14 protein-coding genes are annotated in these 17552 nt (G+C 47.7%); 7 read left to right on the top strand and 7 right to left on the bottom strand.

The features are described 5' to 3' along the window. The first annotated feature begins 53 nt into the window (after positions 1 to 53). Positions 54 to 3209 (top strand): protein translocase subunit SecDF, encoded by a 3156-nt coding sequence (gene secDF / locus FN124_RS25325; protein WP_142687593.1) that lies wholly within the window; start codon positions 54 to 56, stop codon positions 3207 to 3209. A 91-nt stretch (positions 3210 to 3300) separates the two neighbouring features. Here secDF and FN124_RS25330 read toward each other — a convergent pair whose 3' ends face one another. From FN124_RS25330 to nusB, 5 genes are all read right to left on the bottom strand, one after another. Then, the gene (locus tag FN124_RS25330; protein ID WP_142687594.1) at positions 3301 to 3603 is read right to left on the bottom strand and encodes a HesB/IscA family protein; all 303 of its coding nucleotides are present in this window, start codon (positions 3601 to 3603) and stop codon (positions 3301 to 3303) included. A 157-nt stretch (positions 3604 to 3760) separates the two neighbouring features. After that, complete coding sequence (gene coaE, locus FN124_RS25335; protein ID WP_142687595.1) at positions 3761 to 4357, bottom strand: dephospho-CoA kinase; 597 nt, start codon at positions 4355 to 4357, stop codon at positions 3761 to 3763. 130 nt (positions 4358 to 4487) lie between these two features. Further along, positions 4488 to 4832 (bottom strand): preprotein translocase subunit YajC, encoded by a 345-nt coding sequence (gene yajC / locus FN124_RS25340; RefSeq protein WP_260607582.1) that lies wholly within the window; start codon positions 4830 to 4832, stop codon positions 4488 to 4490. A 31-nt stretch (positions 4833 to 4863) separates the two neighbouring features. Continuing rightward, on the bottom strand, positions 4864 to 5304 hold the full coding sequence (locus tag FN124_RS25345; protein WP_142687597.1) for a DUF1573 domain-containing protein: 441 nt from the start codon (positions 5302 to 5304) through the stop codon (positions 4864 to 4866). Between the two features lie 36 nt (positions 5305 to 5340). Further along, a complete protein-coding gene (nusB, locus tag FN124_RS25350) occupies positions 5341 to 6270 on the bottom strand; it encodes a transcription antitermination factor NusB (protein WP_142688099.1) in 930 nt (309 codons plus the stop codon). A gap of 475 nt (positions 6271 to 6745) precedes the next feature. On the opposite strand from nusB, the gene FN124_RS25355 reads away from it, so the two are divergent. From FN124_RS25355 to FN124_RS25380, 6 genes are all read left to right on the top strand, one after another. Next, on the top strand, positions 6746 to 7027 hold the full coding sequence (locus FN124_RS25355) for a co-chaperone GroES (RefSeq protein ID WP_079473337.1): 282 nt from the start codon (positions 6746 to 6748) through the stop codon (positions 7025 to 7027). A gap of 50 nt (positions 7028 to 7077) precedes the next feature. Continuing rightward, positions 7078 to 8715: a chaperonin GroEL gene (groL, locus tag FN124_RS25360; RefSeq protein ID WP_142687598.1), complete on the top strand. Its 1638-nt coding sequence runs from the start codon at positions 7078 to 7080 to the stop codon at positions 8713 to 8715. Positions 8716 to 8844: 129 nt separating this feature from the next. Continuing rightward, the gene (locus tag FN124_RS25365; RefSeq protein ID WP_142687599.1) at positions 8845 to 9324 is read left to right on the top strand and encodes an FKBP-type peptidyl-prolyl cis-trans isomerase; all 480 of its coding nucleotides are present in this window, start codon (positions 8845 to 8847) and stop codon (positions 9322 to 9324) included. A 65-nt stretch (positions 9325 to 9389) separates the two neighbouring features. Further along, complete coding sequence (locus FN124_RS25370) at positions 9390 to 9866, top strand: FKBP-type peptidyl-prolyl cis-trans isomerase (RefSeq protein ID WP_142687600.1); 477 nt, start codon at positions 9390 to 9392, stop codon at positions 9864 to 9866. Positions 9867 to 9969: 103 nt separating this feature from the next. Then, positions 9970 to 11397 carry an L-serine ammonia-lyase gene (locus FN124_RS25375; protein ID WP_142687601.1) on the top strand — a complete coding sequence of 476 codons (1428 nt, stop codon included), beginning with the start codon at positions 9970 to 9972 and terminating at the stop codon, positions 11395 to 11397. Between the two features lie 131 nt (positions 11398 to 11528). Further along, a complete protein-coding gene (locus FN124_RS25380) occupies positions 11529 to 14336 on the top strand; it encodes a hypothetical protein (RefSeq protein ID WP_142687602.1) in 2808 nt (935 codons plus the stop codon). A 9-nt stretch (positions 14337 to 14345) separates the two neighbouring features. Here FN124_RS25380 and FN124_RS25385 read toward each other — a convergent pair whose 3' ends face one another. Together FN124_RS25385 and FN124_RS25390 are read right to left on the bottom strand one after the other, a co-directional pair. Continuing rightward, positions 14346 to 14813, bottom strand: a complete 468-nt coding sequence (locus tag FN124_RS25385; RefSeq protein ID WP_142687603.1) for a hypothetical protein — start codon at positions 14811 to 14813, stop codon at positions 14346 to 14348. Between the two features lie 59 nt (positions 14814 to 14872). Continuing rightward, positions 14873 to 17518, bottom strand: a complete 2646-nt coding sequence (locus FN124_RS25390; RefSeq protein WP_142687604.1) for a valine--tRNA ligase — start codon at positions 17516 to 17518, stop codon at positions 14873 to 14875. Positions 17519 to 17552 lie beyond the last annotated feature (34 nt).

The raw sequence follows: 17552 nt of genomic DNA on the forward strand, positions 1-17552 counted from the left end.
ATTCTATCTTTGCAACTCTTAAAATTTTTTTTTATAAACCCGAAACAAACAGTATGCAACTTAAAGGACTGGTAAGATTTTTTGCCATCGCACTGATCCTTATCTCTTTGTACCAATTGTCCTTCACGTTTTTGGTGCGGAACTATGAGAAGAAGATAGAGCAGCAGGCCGAAAACGATGTGGCCAAGCAATACCCTACACCTGAAAAGAAATATCCAGGCAGTTCGGAACTGCAGGGCTTCTACTCAGATACCCTCAAAGGGTTTATTAAACAGAGGAGACAAGAGATTGTGGACAGTACCAGCAGCACAAAGATTGCAGGCTTCCCATGGAATGTAACCTATACCAAGGCCAAAGAGAAAGAACTGAATCTCGGTCTGGACCTGGTAGGTGGTATGAACGTGGTACTGGAAGTAAGCGTGGAAGATGTTATCCGCGCCTTATCCGGTCAATCCAAGGATGCCGCTTTCAACAAAGCGCTGGAAAGAGCAAATGAGCTGAAGAAAACTAACCAGGCCGATTTTGTTACCTTGTTCGGACAAGCATACACCGAGGTAGCACCACAGGGCAAACTGGCGTCTATTTTTGCAAATGCCTACCAGAAGGATATCACTTTCAATTCCTCCAATCAGCAGGTGCTGGACATGATCCGCAAGGAATCACGTGTTGCCATTAAGAATACCTATATCGTACTGCAAAAACGTATTGATAAATTCGGTGTGGCACAACCCAACATCAGCCTGGATGAAAATAAAGGACTGATCTCCGTGGAACTGGCCGGTGTTGATAATGCCGCCCGCGTGCACAAATACCTGCAGGCAACTGCCAACCTGGAATTCAGGGAAGTATACAAGAACTCTCCCGACTTTATCCAGAACGTATTGTCACCGATGAACGATGCGATCAGGAATTCAAAAGCTGCAGTTACCGCAGCCGCTACACCTGCCGCTACAACTGATACAGCTGCAGCCGCTACTGCTGCTGCCGCTAAAGATACCAGTAAAAATGGCAGCCTGACCGATTATCTCTCTAAAAAAGATACCAGCAAAAACGCCAGCAAAGAACTGCAGCTGAAAGAACAACAGCAGCAGAACCCACTGTTCATGGTGTTGTTCCCTAACGTAGACCCGCAGTCCGGCTCCGTTTTCCCCGGCCCGTCTATCGGAAGGATCTTGCCAAAAGATACCGCTACTTTCAACCGTTACGCAGAACTGCCGGCTGTAAAGGCTATCCTGCCTAAAGACCTGGTTTTTGCGTTTGGTGCTGAAAATAAAGAAGACAAACATGGCCCCCTGGCCGTATATGCGCTGAAAGTAAACCCTGCTAATCCTGAGCCCCGTGTTGGCGGCGCCAGCATCGTTGATGCCCGCCAGGACATGGACCAGAACAACCAGCCGGAAATCAGCATGACAATGGATAACGAAGGCGCCCACCAGTGGAAAAAACTGACCGGTGAACTGGCTCCAACCAATCCAAAAGATCCCGCTACATTCAACTACGTAGCAGTAGTGCTCGATAATATCGTTTACTCTGCTCCTTCCATACAGGGTGAAATTGCCGGTGGCCGTTCCTCTATCAGCGGTAGCTTTACCATTGAAGAAGCAAATGACCTCGCCAACATCCTGAAATCCGGTAAGATGCCGGCTCCTGCACAAATTGTACAGGAACAGATCGTAGGTCCGACCCTGGGTGCTGAATCCATTGCAGCCGGCGCCAAATCCTTTATGATCTCCTTTGGCGTTATCTTCGTGCTCATGCTGGTGTACTACAACACCGCCGGCTGGGTAGCAAATATCGCACTGGTACTGAACCTGCTGTTTACCTTTGGTATCCTGGCCTCCATGGGCGCCACGTTAACAATGGCCGGTATTGCCGGTATGGTACTCACCATCGGTATGGCGGTAGACACCAACGTAATCATATTTGAAAGGATCAAAGACGAACTATCGCATGGTAAGTCGTACCACGACGCGGTGGCAGACGGCTATAAACGCTCCTATGCACCGGTGCTCGATGGTCACGTTACTTCCTTACTCACAGCCTTCATCCTGTTCTACTTCGGTTTAGGTCCTGTACTCGGCTTCGCCACTACCCAGATCATAGGTTTGTTCCTGTCACTGTTCTGCGGTATCCTGGTTTCCCGTATGGTAACCGACTTCTGGATGAAGAGAAAAAGACATTTTGAATACTTCACGCCTATTTCCCGTAAAGTATTTAAACATGTGGCTTTCGATTTCGTAGGCAAACGTAAATATGCTTATATCATTTCTGCGATCGTAATGGTAGCAGGTGTTTCCTCTTTCTTCCACGGTTTTGACCACGGTATCGATTTCTCCGGCGGCCGCAGCTACACTGTACGCTTCGAGCACCCGATGAACCGCGAAGAAGTGGCCGATGTACTGAAGAAGGAATTTGACTCTGAAGTATTCGTTAAAACCATTGGCAGCACCAACCAGCTGAGCATTACTACTGCTTATAAAATTGAGCAGCAGAGCCTGGCGGTTGATAAGGAAGTAGCCGATAAATTATACAATGGCCTGAAGAAGTTCTATGACGCTTCCGTAACGCCGGATGTATTTACTTCCCGTTATATTGTGGGATCACAAACAGTATCGCCTACCATTTCCGACGACCTGCGCGCAGGGGCTGTGAAGGCAACCATCCTGTCTATCGTGGTGATCTTCCTGTATATCCTGCTGCGTTTCAGCAAATGGCAGTACTCTATCGGTACTATCTTCTCTTTGCTGCACGACGTACTGGTTACACTGGCAGTATTCTCCTGGTGTCGGTCTTTTGTACCGTTCACACTGGAAATTGACCAGCACTTTATTGCTGCGATCCTGACAGTGATCGGTTTCTCCATGAACGATACCGTGATCGTGTTTGACCGTATCCGTGAATACTTCAGGACCGGCGCTCATGGCCGCGACAGGAACACCGTGATCAATAAAGCGATCAACGATACCCTGAGCCGTACCATTATGACGTCTCTGACAGTGTTCCTCACCATCCTGATCCTGTTTGTATTCGGTGGTGAAGTAACCCGCGGTTTCGCCTTTGCAATGCTGATCGGTGTGATCACCGGTACTTACTCTTCTATCTTTGTTGCGGCGCCTGTACTGGTTGACTTTGACAAGAAGAACCAGCTGTCGAATGAAAGCGATTCGGTGGAAGTAACTGCAAAGAAAACAGCTTCTGCTGCCAAATAAGTAAGACGTTACTGAAATAATGTTTGATAAATAAAAACCTCCTGGTATGCCAGGAGGTTTTTTTATGCAGTATATTTTATGAAGATGAGGATTAGCCGGCTGGCTGCCTGAACACAAACCCTGTGGCATCACTTCCCTGCTGGTAATCTATTTCCATTCCCATAAGGTACATGCCATGGGCTTTTTTCATGATCACGGGGATGCCGGATACTTCAAACAGATCGTCATCTTCCATGAGCGCATCAAAACCCAGCATATAAGCCACCCCTGAGCAGCCTCCGCCCTTTACGCCCACCCGTAGGTAGGGAGCTTCTGTATTACCCTGTAACAATTGCTTCACTACTTCTGCCGCACCGGGGGTGAGTTGAATGGGACTTCTGTTCGCGCTATCCATTATCCATGTTTTCGCCAAAGTTAGGGAAAACCATGGGTGGTTGGGCCATGTGGTATACAGCAGGTAACTGGCGGGTATATGCAAATAGCCGGGCACCAGGAGGGCGCAGGTTTTGTTTTTGCTGTGTTCCTGCCTGTGAGGTGGACTTGAAGCGGTATTACTTTGTGGTGGCGAGTTCCAGGAATTTTTTGTGAAGGGCCAGCACCTGGGGGATCACCATATGCTGTTCATCGTTATAGATCACGTAATCGCTCAGTTTCATTTTAATGGTTTCATCAATTTGTTTGTGGATGCGCGCCAGCACTTCATTGCGGGTTACGTTGTCGCGCTTCATGACGCGGTGTACACGTAAGGGCTGGGGGGCAAAAACGGAGATCACCTTATCGAGATGATGAAACGATTCTGTTTCAAATAGCAGGGCGGCTTCCTTTAACACATAGGGCGTGCGCTGCTGTTGGGCCCAGTTATCTGAATCGCGGATGGTGGCGGGATGTACGAGCGAATTCAGGAGGGCCAGCTTGTCTTTGTCGTTGAATACAATATTTCCCAGGAGTTTACGGTTCAGTGCGCCCCCCGCGTCGTATACTTCTTCGCCAAAGTGATGTTTTACCTGTGCGGCCAGTTCCGGGTCACGGACCATGATATCTTTCGCCCGGTCATCCGCGTAGTATACGGGAACGCCGAGTAATTCAAATATTCTGCTAACGGTGCTTTTGCCGGAGCCAATTCCCCCGGTGATTCCAATCTTTAACATGGTTCCAATTTATAAAAAATTACGAACTACCCATATGAATTACGGAGTTACGGGCAGATTACCGGGGGACCTGGATCCTTGCCTGTTATCTGTCTGTAACTCCGTAGCAGTAATTACTTTAGCGTAATCCTTATTTGGTTTCAGCCGCTTTTTGCTGGGCTGTAGTATATTCCATGCTGATGGCAGAACGTTCGATGGTGAAGCTGGTTCCTGGGCTTACTTCCATGAGAACGGTGTTGTTATCGTTCATTTTCTTCACTTTACCGTGGATACCGGCAATAGTGACGATTTTATCACCTTCTTTCAGGTTATCAATAAATTGTTTCTGCAGTTTTGCCTTTTTAGTTTGAGGTCTGATCATGAAAAGCCACATGACAAGGATCATACCGCCAAAGAACAGGAAAGAAACCCAGGAGTTACCACCGCCTTGGGCACCGCCCTGGGGCGCCATTAATAAAATGTTCAGGATGTTCATTTCTATAATTGATTTAATAGTTTAGTCCGGACTATTTGGTAATGATATTGCACTGGATTTTTGGTCCTACCACATAACCGTCATTATTGTTGATTTTAACAGAAATTTCTTTTTCAGTATAACCGGATTTTCCGTGGCTGTCGAAAACTACCTTCATATAGCCGGATTGACCGGGTTTGATAGGTTCTTTTGGCCATTCAGGTACGGTACAACCGCAGCTGGAAATGGCGTCTTCAATGAGCAGCGGGCTGGTGCCTGTATTGGTGAATTTAAAGGAATATTCCACTTTTTCACCGGCTGTAATTTCTCCAAAGTTATGCACCTTTTCTTCAAAGGTAAGCGCGGAAGATTGTCCAGCTTCATTTTTTTGCCCGTTCCCGGCAGCAGCAGCAGCGGTATTGTTTTTTGCGTTATTGTTACAAGCCGCCACCAGCAGGCTTCCACAGGCGAGTAAACAGAACAGTTTTTTCATGGCTTACTATTTTACCGTAAAAATAACTTTTCCCACTTACTTTTTCGGACGGTCCTGTTTTTGCACCAGCTGTTCTTTTTCAAGGTCTTTCAGGATATTATCCAGGATACCGTTGATGAACTGTCCGCTCTGAGGGGTGCTGTATGCTTTCGCCAGGTCTATATATTCGTTGATCGTTACTTTGGTGGGAATGGTAGGGAAATAGAGGAATTCACACACCCCCATTTCCATCAGCAACATATCCACTGCGGCAATACGTTCAGAATCCCAGTTTTGTAACTTAGGTTTGATCAGTTCGAGGCAGTATTCCTTTTTGTCTGTTACCGTGAGCAGGAGTTCCTTTGCGTAGTCCAGTTTTTCCTTGCTGATCAGCTGGAGGAAATTGAAGAGATGCGGCTTATTGAAATAGTTATTTATCAGGATGCCCATCATTTCTTCGTCGTCGCCCCAATGGAGGAAGGTATCTTCCATGTGTTGCTGGAACGGCTCGCTTTTCGCCAGTATTTCTTTATAGATGAATTCCAGTATTTCCTTTTCACCTGCTTTGGTACGGCTACCGTCTGCTATATAGGCTTTGTAGGTATCTGTAGCAATGAGTTGGTTATAAAGCTTTCTGAGCAGATCATCATCTGTTTGCAGCTTCATTTTCCATTGTTCCAGGTTTACCTGGAAACCTTTGTCGCTGGTTATCTGGTAAATAAATTCATTTCCTGCAATTTTTGTGTTCACCTGCAGGTCCTCGGCAGAGGGTAAGTGTTTGGAAGCACGGGTTTGCGCGTCAATTTCAGCGTACTGTGCTACCTGTACCACTGAGTTAAGTAAGTAGGTAAAGATCTGGCAGGTTTGGTCCAGCTTTTCATTTAAAAGTCTGGTGGCCGTGCCTGGCTTAATACTGCTTTGCTCCATCGTTTCCAGGGCATAAAGTGTTTGCATTACTTTTACCCGGATATTTCTTCTACTGATCATCTTATAAAAAAGAACTGGTATAAGGGCGCAAAAGTAGAGAAAAATTTTCATATTCGCGGATTTTGTCTGGCTCAGGATTATGGTGATTTAAATGATCATATTGATATTTTTTAATTTCTGTTAATGCAGTTAACGGAGATAAAAATGAATATATCGTTCATATCTCCCTTTATTTTTATAAAAACTCAAAAGATCAACGTAGTCATTTAAATCACCATAATCCTGAGCCAGACAAACTCCGCGTCAGACAACCTTCGCTCAAAGAATATCCGGCTAATCATTAAAATCATCATAATCCTGAGCCAGACAAACTCCGCGTTCCTGTCATTTTTTCGGGTTGCTCGTCATGATTTGTCAGTGTGAAAGCAAGTCGATACCTTCGTGACCTGCAAATTTGACCCGAAAAGGCCATTGGCATAATTCTCGTGGACGGAAGAACAAAATTCACAAACATCTTTTTTAAATAAAAACTACTATGGCTAAACAATTAAGTATTAAACCTTTAGCTGACAGGGTAATCGTGAAACCTGCAGCAGCAGAAGAGAAAACAGCTGGCGGTATCATCATCCCCGATACTGCGAAAGAAAAACCTGTGAGAGGCACCGTGGTGGCTGCCGGACCCGGTAAAAAAGATGAACCCATCACTGTGAAGGTAGGCGATACCGTACTCTATGGTAAATACTCTGGTCAGGAACTCCCTATCGAAGGCGAAGATTACTTAATCATGCGTGAATCTGATATCCTGGCAATCGTTTAAGCGCTGTCCGTGATATGTATTAATTCCTAAAAGAAAAATCTTAAAGTATTATGGCAAAACAAATCTTCTTTAATATAGACGCCCGCAACAAAATGAAAAAAGGCGTTGACACTCTGGCTGATGCTGTTAAAGTAACCCTGGGTCCTAAAGGCCGTAACGTAGTAATCGAGAAGAAATTCGGTGCTCCCGGCGTAACTAAAGATGGTGTTTCCGTAGCAAAAGAAATTGAGCTCGAAGACGCAATCGAAAACATGGGTGCACAAATGGTGAAGGAAGTAGCTTCCAAAACTGCTGACCTGGCAGGTGATGGTACTACCACTGCTACCGTTCTGGCACAGGCTATCATCGGCGACGGTTTGAAAAACGTAGCTGCCGGTGCAAACCCAATGGACCTGAAACGCGGTATCGACAAAGCTGTAAAAGCAGTTGTTGAAAACCTGAAGAAACAGTCCGAAAAAGTAGGTAACGATACCCGCAAAATCGAACAGGTGGCTTCTATTTCCGCCAACAATGATGCTGAAATTGGTAAACTGATTGCTGAAGCAATGCAGAAAGTAACCAAAGACGGCGTTATCACCGTTGAAGAAGCAAAAGGTACTGATACTACTGTAGAAGTAGTGGAAGGTATGCAGTTCGACCGTGGTTACCTGTCTCCTTACTTCATTACCAACAGCGAAAAAATGCAGGCTGAGCTGTCTAACCCTTATATCCTGATCTACGACAAAAAGATCAGCACTATGAAGGATATCCTGCACATCCTGGAAAAAGTAGCTCAGCAGGGCGCTCCGCTGGTTATCATCTCCGAAGATCTGGAAGGTGAAGCACTGGCTACCCTGGTGGTAAACAAACTGCGTGGTACCCTGAAAGTAGCCGCTGTAAAAGCTCCTGGCTTCGGCGACAGAAGAAAGGATATGCTGCAGGACATCGCTACCCTCACCGGTGGTATCGTTATCAGCGAAGAACAAGGTTACAAACTGGAAAATGCTGACCTGACTTACCTCGGTAAAGCAGAATCCATCACTATAGATAAAGACAATACTACCATCGTAGGTGGTAAAGGTGAAAAAGACGCGATCCAGGCCCGTATCGGACAGATCAAAGCGCAAATCGAAGTAACTACTTCCGACTACGACCGCGAAAAATTACAGGAACGCCTGGCTAAATTAAGCGGTGGTGTAGCTGTACTGTACGTTGGTGCTGCTACTGAAGTAGAAATGAAAGAAAAGAAAGACCGCGTAGACGATGCTTTACACGCTACCCGCGCTGCGGTTGAAGAAGGTATCGTACCTGGTGGTGGTGTGGCTTATATCCGCGCTATCGAAGCCCTGGGTTCACTGAAAGGTGATAACAACGACGAACAGACCGGTATTTCCATCGTTAAACGCGCTATCGAAGAACCATTACGCCAGATCACTGCCAACGCAGGTATCGAAGGTTCTATCGTAGTACAGAAAGTAAAAGAAGGTAAAGCTGATTTCGGTTTCAACGCACGTACAGAAGTTTACGAAAACTTACTGGCTGCAGGTGTTATCGATCCAACTAAAGTTACCCGTATTGCACTGGAAAACGCTGCGTCTATCGCTTCCATGCTGCTGACTACCGAATGTGTAATCGCAGACAAACCAGAACCAAAAGCTGCTGCTCCTGCTATGGGCGGTGGTGGCCACGGTATGGGCATGGACTACTAATCTCAGCTGATAAAAACATAAAAACTCCTGCAGACCCGGTGCTGCAGGAGTTTTTTTATGCGGATCACTTTTCCGTTGTAACTTTATCACCCGATCTCCGTTTAACAACGAGATAGTAAACAGAAGCGGATGAATACAGTTGTAAAAATAATTTGCGTAAGCCTGCTTTTAATATCAGGAGCCTGCAGAAAAAACACCTCCAATGAACTGCTACAGGCGGATGCCGGGGCAGAAAACACCATTCAGCGTTACCTGCTGGATCATAATGAAATTGCCACCAGGGACGTTTCCGGGCTCTATTACACGGTGCAGAAGCCGGGCGACAGCACCCATTTCGTAAAAGCGACCTCCATTCCCACTGTTATATACACTAATTATTTAGTTACGGGCGAAGTAGTGGGTACCTCCCTGGGACCTACCGATTTCGATCACCGGATGCTGAAGAACCATATCCCGGGCTGGCAGATAGGACTGCAGAAAATATCACAGGGAGGAAAGATCAGGTTATATATCCCTTCCTACCTGGCTTACGGCACCGTAGGCATTGCAGGTATAATTCCCCCTAATGCCATCCTCATTTCTGACCTGGAGCTGGTAAGTATCCGGTAGATGTATTATCTTATGCCCATTGTATCGTCACCTTTTAATTATCATAAAACTGAAACCGTAACTGTATGAAGAAAGTTTTCCTGTTGGGAGGGTTATTCCTGTTAGTGCTTGCTGCCTGTTCAAAGAAAGATGACGCACCTGCCTATGACGCCATTGCACAGTATGATGCTGATTCCGCAAAAATTGTAGCATATATAGCCGCCAATAATATTACCAATGTACAACACGAGCCCCGCGGTATTTTTTACCAGATCGTTACCAAAGGAACGGGCGATTCTGTTAACGCAGCTGCCAATGTATGGGTATCCTATAAAGGCCAGTTGCTGGATAAAACGGTTTTTGACAGCAGCGACAGCGCCAGGTTCGACCTGAACAGAGTGATCTCCGGATGGACCATCGGTATCCCTAAGATCCGTAAGGGAGGCGAAATTAACCTGATCCTGCCTTCTATCTACGCCTATGGCCCGAGCGCTTACCCTAAGATCCCTGCCAACTCTGTGCTGTTGTTCAATGTAAAGCTGAAAGACTACGTTAATAAATAATTAACGCCCACATACAGAAAGCGGTACCTGCATAAACGGTACCGCTTTTGCATTTGTATTATTCCTCCGCTTTCCGTTAATTTTACAGATAAATAAAAAATTAGTGGCACACGAATGTATTTCCGTATTTGACATTTTCAAGATAGGCGTTGGCCCTTCGAGCTCCCATACCCTCGGCCCCTGGCGGGCAGCCCTGCATTTCCTGGATCAGCTGGAGCAGGCAAGCAAACTGGCGGCTGTAAATAAAATGCAGGTATTATTATATGGCTCCCTTGCCAAAACGGGCCACGGCCACGGTACAGATATTGCTGTACAGCTGGGCCTTTGCGGGGACGATCCGGTAACCTTTGATGTGAACCAGATCAATTCCAAAATGGACGATATCCGCCGCAACCGCAGAATGAAGATAGCAGGTAAGTATGAAATAGATTTCGACCCTGTTGAAGATATTGATTTCCTTTTTGAAGAATCACTGCCTTTCCACCCCAACGCCCTTACCTTCCTCGTTACCTTTATGGATGGTGAGCAACTGGCTTCCACCTGGTATTCCATAGGTGGCGGTTTCGTGGTACAGGAAGGAGATGCCGGTGGTAGCGCACAACAGGTGGATCTGCCCTTCCCGATTGATACTGCCCGTCAGCTGCTGCAATGGTGTATCAAAACAGGATACAGTATTTCCGAACTGGTACTGGAAAATGAACTGGCCTGGCGCCCCGAGGAACAAACCAGGGCAGGACTGCTGAACATCTGGCGCGTGATGCAGGAATGTACCTACCGCGGCTGTCATACCGGCGGGGAATTACCCGGCGGATTAAAAGTGGGCCGCCGCGCTGCGGTACTCAACAAAAAATTACTGAAAGGCCGTACCTATACAGATTATGCCTCGTGGATTGACGCTATCAGGGCAGGCGGTGAGCATTTCAGCTATACGCTCGACTGGGTGAGCTGTTTTGCACTGGCCGTAAATGAAGAGAATGCATCTTTCGGAAGAGTGGTAACTGCGCCTACCAATGGCGCTGCGGGCGTAATTCCGGCAGTTTTGCAGTATTTCATCGCTTTCTGCGATGGTTTCCAGGAAGAAAAGATCCAGCAGTTCCTGCTTACGGCTTCAGAAATAGGCAGCATCTTTAAAAAGCGCTCCACTATTTCTGCAGCGATGGGCGGATGCCAGGCAGAAATAGGAGTGTCATCCGCCATGGCGGCAGCTGCCCTCACGGAATGCCTGGGCGGCTCCCAGCGGCAGGTGCTGATGGCAGCGGAAATAGCCATGGAGCACCACCTGGGCCTTACCTGCGATCCTATCGGCGGCCTGGTACAGGTGCCCTGCATTGAAAGGAACACCATGGGCGCTATCAAAGCAATTACCGCATCCCAGCTGGCGCTGCAAAGTAACCCCGAACTGGCAAAGGTTTCCCTTGATGCTGTGGTGAAAACCATGTGGGAAACAGCACAGGATATGAACTCAAAATATAAGGAAACTTCCGACGGAGGCCTGGCAGTGAATATTCCAATCAGTCTTCCTGAGTGTTAAAAGATACCAGGTAACGAATTACAGATTTAAAAGCAGATTACAGCGAATATCGGTTATAATATAAGGAAAGAACCATATTTTCGTTTATACGTTATCATCATCTGCTTTAGATCCGTAATTCGTTATTTTTTATGCGTCTTCTTCTTGCCATTACGCTGTTTTCCTTTTCCCTTTCTTTATCGGCGCAACAATTCGGAGGTAACCCGCCTTCGCTGAAATGGCAGCAGATCAACACCGATACGGTGCGGGTGATCTTTCCCCATGGCATGACTGCCCAGGGAGAACGAGTGGCCGGCCTGGTCCACTATCTTAACCGTTATACCCGTTCCTCCATCGGCGGGCTGCAAAAAAAAGTAAGCATCGTACTACAGAATCAAACCCTGCAATCCAACGGATATGTACAACTAGGCCCCTTCCGTTCTGAATTTTATCTTGCACCACCGCCTAACTCGCTGGACCTCGGCTCCCTGAACTGGGTAGATCAGCTGGCAGTACACGAATACCGGCACGTGTTACAGAATATGAACTTCCGGCAGGGAGTATCCAAAGTTTTTTCTATTCTCGGCGGACAACTGGGACAGGCGGCCATAACCAATATTGCAGTGCCAAACTGGTTCTGGGAAGGAGATGCCGTGGTGATGGAAACAGCGTTGACGCCACAGGGCAGGGGAAGGCTGCCCGGTTTTTTCGATGGCTTCCGCGGCCTTTCACAGGCAGGTAAACGTTACGCCTATATGAAAATCCGCAACGGTTCCTATGTGGATTATGTGCCGGATCACTACCCGCTGGGTTACCTGATGACTACCTACGGCCGGGAGCATTACGGCCAAACTTTCTGGAAAGATGTGACCAGTGATGCGGTCCGTTTCCGCGGGGTATTTTACCCGTTATCGCATAGCCTGAAGAAAAGAACAGGGATGAACATAACCGGCTTTTATAATGCCATGCTGAAAGAATACCAGCCGCTGTGGAACAGCTACGCCGCAAGGCCGGACACTACGCCGGCGCAGCCTCTGCTGCCGGTAGCAAAACCGGTGACCAACTATAACTATATATACAGTGCCGGAAAAAACGAATGGGTAGTATTAAAAAATGCCTGGAACAAAGTACCTGGTATTTACCGCCTGGATGCTACAGGCAAAGAAAGTCTGTTGGTACGCCCGGGTATTTTATATGACGATTTCTTCAGTTACCGGAACGGACGTATCGCCTGGGCCGCTGCCCGCTTTGATGCCCGCTGGGGCTGGAAGGACTTTTCAGTGATCAGGGTATGGGATAACGTCACCGGGCATACGAAAACAGTTTCCCCGAAGGGGAAATTCTTCTCCCCGGACATAAGCGAAAACGGGGAGCGCGTAATAGCCGTGTCTATCACCACCGCTATGAAATACAGCCTGCAGCTGATCAACACACGTACTGCCGCAGTGGAGAAGCAACTGCCCAACCCGGAAAACTGGTACTATACCTATCCCCGTTTTGCTGAAAGAGAACAGGCAGTGATCAGCGCAGTAAGGAATAGTAAGGGAGAGATGGCGCTGGTGCGGCAGTCGCTGGCTACAGGAGAAAGCACTGTGCTTACGCCTTTCAGTTATACCGTAATAGGCATACCGGCGGTGAGCGGCGATACGGTTTATTTTACCAGCGGACTGAAAGATGTGAATAACGTATATGCCATCACGTTATCAGACAGGAAAACATACGAAGTGACCGACAGGGGTAACAGTGCGCTGCATATGGCAGTAGACCAGTCCGGCGACAGCCTCGTTTTCAGTGAATTCACCGTGAAGGGATACAAGCTGTATCACGCAGCGCTGAACAAGGCGGCATGGGAACCGGTAGATGTAAGCGGGAACAGGCGCAGTGCCTGGCTGCAGCCTCATTTTAAGGAAGGCGGTAACATCCTGGAGCTGGCGCATGATTCCCTGCCAGTGAAAAAATACCCCCAGTTCACCCGCCCGTTTAACTTCCACAGCTGGGTGCCCTCCTTTAATGATCCGGATTACAGCATATCACTGATAGGGGAGAATATACTGAGCACTACCTCTACCAGTATCGGCTATACGTATAACAGGAATGAAGGAAGCTCAGATATTGCCGCTGCCTTTACTTTCGCGGGATGGTTCCCCGTGCTGTCTGTTGGGGCGGATTATACCATTAACCGTAACGGCCTTGATCAGAACCGGCAGCGTGTATACTGGAATGAGGCTACCGCGCATGTGGGCTTCAGCGTTCCGTTGAATTTCTCATCAGGCCTTTACAGCCGTAGTGTATCTTTCGGCAGTAATTACAATATCCGCCATCGTTATCTCGATGCCAGGTATAAAGGGAACGACCTGCAATTCCTGACTAACACCATCATCTTCAATAACCAGCGGATCAAAGCAGTACAGAACATTTACACACACTTCGGGCAGTACCTGGCAGTGCAGTATAACAGTTCCGTAACGGGCCTGTATGCAGAGCAGCTGTACGCCAGGCTGGATCAGTATTTACCGGGATTATGGCAAAATCACAGCCTGGTGTTGCAGGGTGCTTACCAGCAGCGGGACAATGCCTTCAATTATACCTTCACTGATAATTTCGTATATGCGAGAGGGTATAATACGCCTTTGTACACCAGTATCTATAAACTCGGGGCAAACTATCATTTGCCGTTGGCGTATCCCGATTGGGGATTTGCACAGATCCTGTATTTTAACCGCATCAGGGCTAACCTGTTTTACGATTACAGCATGGCCAGGTTTTCCCGTAACAACGTGAATACCAATACCCGCTTTACTTCGGCAGGAACGGAATTGTTTTTTGATACCCGCATAGGGAATGCATTGCCTTTTACATTCGGCGTGCGTTTCAGTCACCTGTTCGACGAGGATCCGGCAGACAATGCGCAGAACCGGGTGGATTTTATTGTACCGATCCAGCAGTTGTTTAATTATTAGGAAGACAGATCACTTCACGTTTATCTGGATGGATGGGGCTTTGTATAACTTGTCTTCTGTGTATTTGATGATGATTTCATCGAAATAAAGCACATCTCCCGTTTGCAGGGTTTCTTTCAGGCTTTTGCTCCATGCGGCAGGCAGGGCGGCCGTCTTGAAATTATCGCCGGTAAAATCTTTGTATATAGCGGGTTGCCCGGTAGTATCATTAAGATAAGGCTCATGTTTTTCATAGGTAAAAGCGAAAGACTGCACCGGGTATTTGATATTCTTTTCATCGCGCACTATCAGCGCAGAGTCCAGCAATTTAATCACTTCACTTTTTGGGAGGGTATCGCTCAGGTAAATGCCCCAGCTGCTGCGCAGTTTCATGGGTCTTTTACTTGCTGCGGCGGTAGTTGGTTTCTTTGCGGATTGCGCAAATACCGGTGTAACAGCAGTGGCTAATAAGAAACTAAGTAACAGATGTTTTTGCATGATAGTGCCGGGATATAAAAAAATCGCCCGGTATAGTAACGACCGGGCGATCTTAAAAATTATAAGGTCTTTAAACTTTCCTCTATAACAGCAATCTTTGCTTCGGCATCTGCTTTTTTCTGACGCTCTGCGTCCACGGCTTCTGCTTTAGCGTTCTGTACGAAGCGCTCATTGCTGAGTTTCTTTTCTACGGAGGCCAGGAATCCTCTGAGGTATTCCAGGTCTTTGGTGAGTGCTGCTTTCTGGGCGGTAGTGTCCAGCGCGGTTTCTGTTCCCAGGTAGAATTTATCTTTCTGGATCACGAGGGTAATGCAACCTGGCACGGGTTCCTGAACATAATGAATGGCTTTTGCATTCACCTGTTTGGCGAGCATGCTTTCAATTTGTTTGAACGCGTTATCGTGTTTGGTTTCAATGTGCAGTACGATCGGATCTTTTGGTTTTATCTGGTGTTTATTACGAGCATCGCGGATGCTGCTGATCACTTCCTTAGCCAGCGTACCTTCCAGCAGGGTGGCATGTACCGGCGCCTGCGGTGTGGTGAACCGCTTCATCATCAGGGAATCATCTTCCGCGCGGGTGGTGAGCTGCTGGTATATTTCTTCTGTAATGAAAGGCATATATGGGTGCAGCAGCTGCATCAGCTGTTCGAAGAAGTAAATGGTTTTACGATAGATGGACGCAGGGATCGGTTGTTCAAAACCCGGTTTAACCCACTCCAGGTACCAGCTGCAGAAGTCGTCCCATACCAGGCTGTAAATGGCTTTTAGGCCCTCGCTGAGACGGAAATCCTTATGCAGTGCCGCCACTTCCGATTGAACTTCATTCAACCTGCTTTCAAACCACTTTACAGCGAAGTTATCTGCAGCAGTGTTGTTATCTTCTTCCTGGCGTTGTTCCCACATCTTCACCAGTTTCAGGGCATTCCATATTTTATTACAGAAGTTGCGGCCCTGTTCACAGCTGGAATCGTCGTACAGGAGGTCGTTACCGGCAGGAGAGGAGATCATGATACCGAAACGAACGGCATCTGCGCCATAGGCATGGATAAGCTCCAGCAGGTCTGGTGAATTACCGAGCTGTTTACTCATTTTACGGCCTTGTTTGTCGCGCACCATCCCGGTGAAATATACGTCGGCAAAAGGTTTTATCTCCTTGTATTCCAGTCCGGCCATGATCATACGGGCTACCCAGAAGAAGATGATATCCTGCCCGGTTACCAGTACGGAGGTAGGGTAGTAGTAATTGATATCTTCGTTATCCGGTTGGGATATGCCATTGAACACTTCCATTGGCCAGAGCCAGGAGCTGAACCAGGTGTCCAGGCAATCCTCGTCCTGTTTGAGCTCGGCGGCAGACACGGTGATGCTGCGGGCAGCAAACTGCTGTACTGCTTCGGCTGCGGTGGCGGCAACCTCAAAGGAGCCATCAGGCGCATACCAGGCAGGTATTTGCTGGCCCCACCAAAGCTGGCGGGAAATACACCAGTCTTTCACATTTTCCATCCAGTATTTGTAGGTCGCCAGGAAGCGGTCGCCGGGATGGATCTTCACATCACCGTTTACCACTGCATCCAGGGCGGGTTTGGCCATTTCCGCCATTTTTACAAACCACTGGGTGGAGATGCGGGGCTCCACTACCGTGTCGGGGTTACGCTGGCTGTAACCGAGGCGGGTGGTATATTCCTGCTCTTTTACGAGCAGCCCTTGTTCTGCCAGGGCGGCTACTACTTTTTTACGGGCAATGAAGCGGTCTTCCCCTACAAATACTATAGCAGCAGGACTAAGCGTACCGTCGTCGTTGAGGGTATCCACTATTTCCAGGTTATGTTTCAGACCCAGGTTATAGTCGTTGATATCATGCGCAGGTGTTACTTTCAGCGCACCGGTACCGAATTCTTTGTCTACGTAGGTATCAAATATAATGGGCACGCTGCGGTTCACCAGCGGCACTACAGCAAAGTGTCCTTTCAGGTGGGCGTATCTTTCATCTTCCGGGTTTACGCAGATGGCGGTATCGCCCATGATGGTTTCGGGGCGCTGGGTGGCGATGGTGATATATTCGCCGGTAGCAATGCCTTTAGCATCCGTAATGGCGTATTTTACGTGATAGAGCTTACCCTGCAGGTCTTTGTATTCTACTTCTTCGTCGCTCAAAGCTGTTTTGGCTTTGGGATCCCAGTTGATCATGCGCGCGCCGCGGTAGATCACGCCTTTTTTATAAAGATCGATAAAAACGGTGATCACAGCTTTGTAGTAGTGATCGTCCATGGTAAAGGTAACGCGGTCCCAGTCACAGCTGCAGCCGAGTTTTTTTATCTGGTGGTAGATGATATCTCCATATTTATCTTTCCATTCGAAGGCATATTTGAGAAATTCTTCGCGGGTGAGTTGTGATTTTTCGATGCCTTTTTCCTGTTTGAGCATATTTACCACCTTGGCTTCCGTGGCAATGGAGGCGTGGTCGGAACCTGGAACCCAGCAGGCGTTGAAGCCGCTCATACGAGCCCGGCGCACCAGGATATCCTGGACGGTTTCATTGAGGGTATGGCCAAGATGCAGTACCCCGGTCACATTTGGCGGGGGGATGACGACAGTAAAGGGTTGGCGGCCATCCGGTTTAGAGCGGAAGTAGCCTTTGTCCATCCATTGTTGATACCATTTTTCTTCAACCGTTGCAGGCAGGTAATTTTTCGAGAGTTCCATGCTATTCATAATATAAGGTGGCAAAAATAACGGA

The sequence above is a fragment of the Chitinophaga polysaccharea genome (assembly GCF_902150045.1).
Taxonomy (GTDB): Bacteria; Bacteroidota; Bacteroidia; order Chitinophagales; family Chitinophagaceae; genus Chitinophaga; species Chitinophaga polysaccharea_A.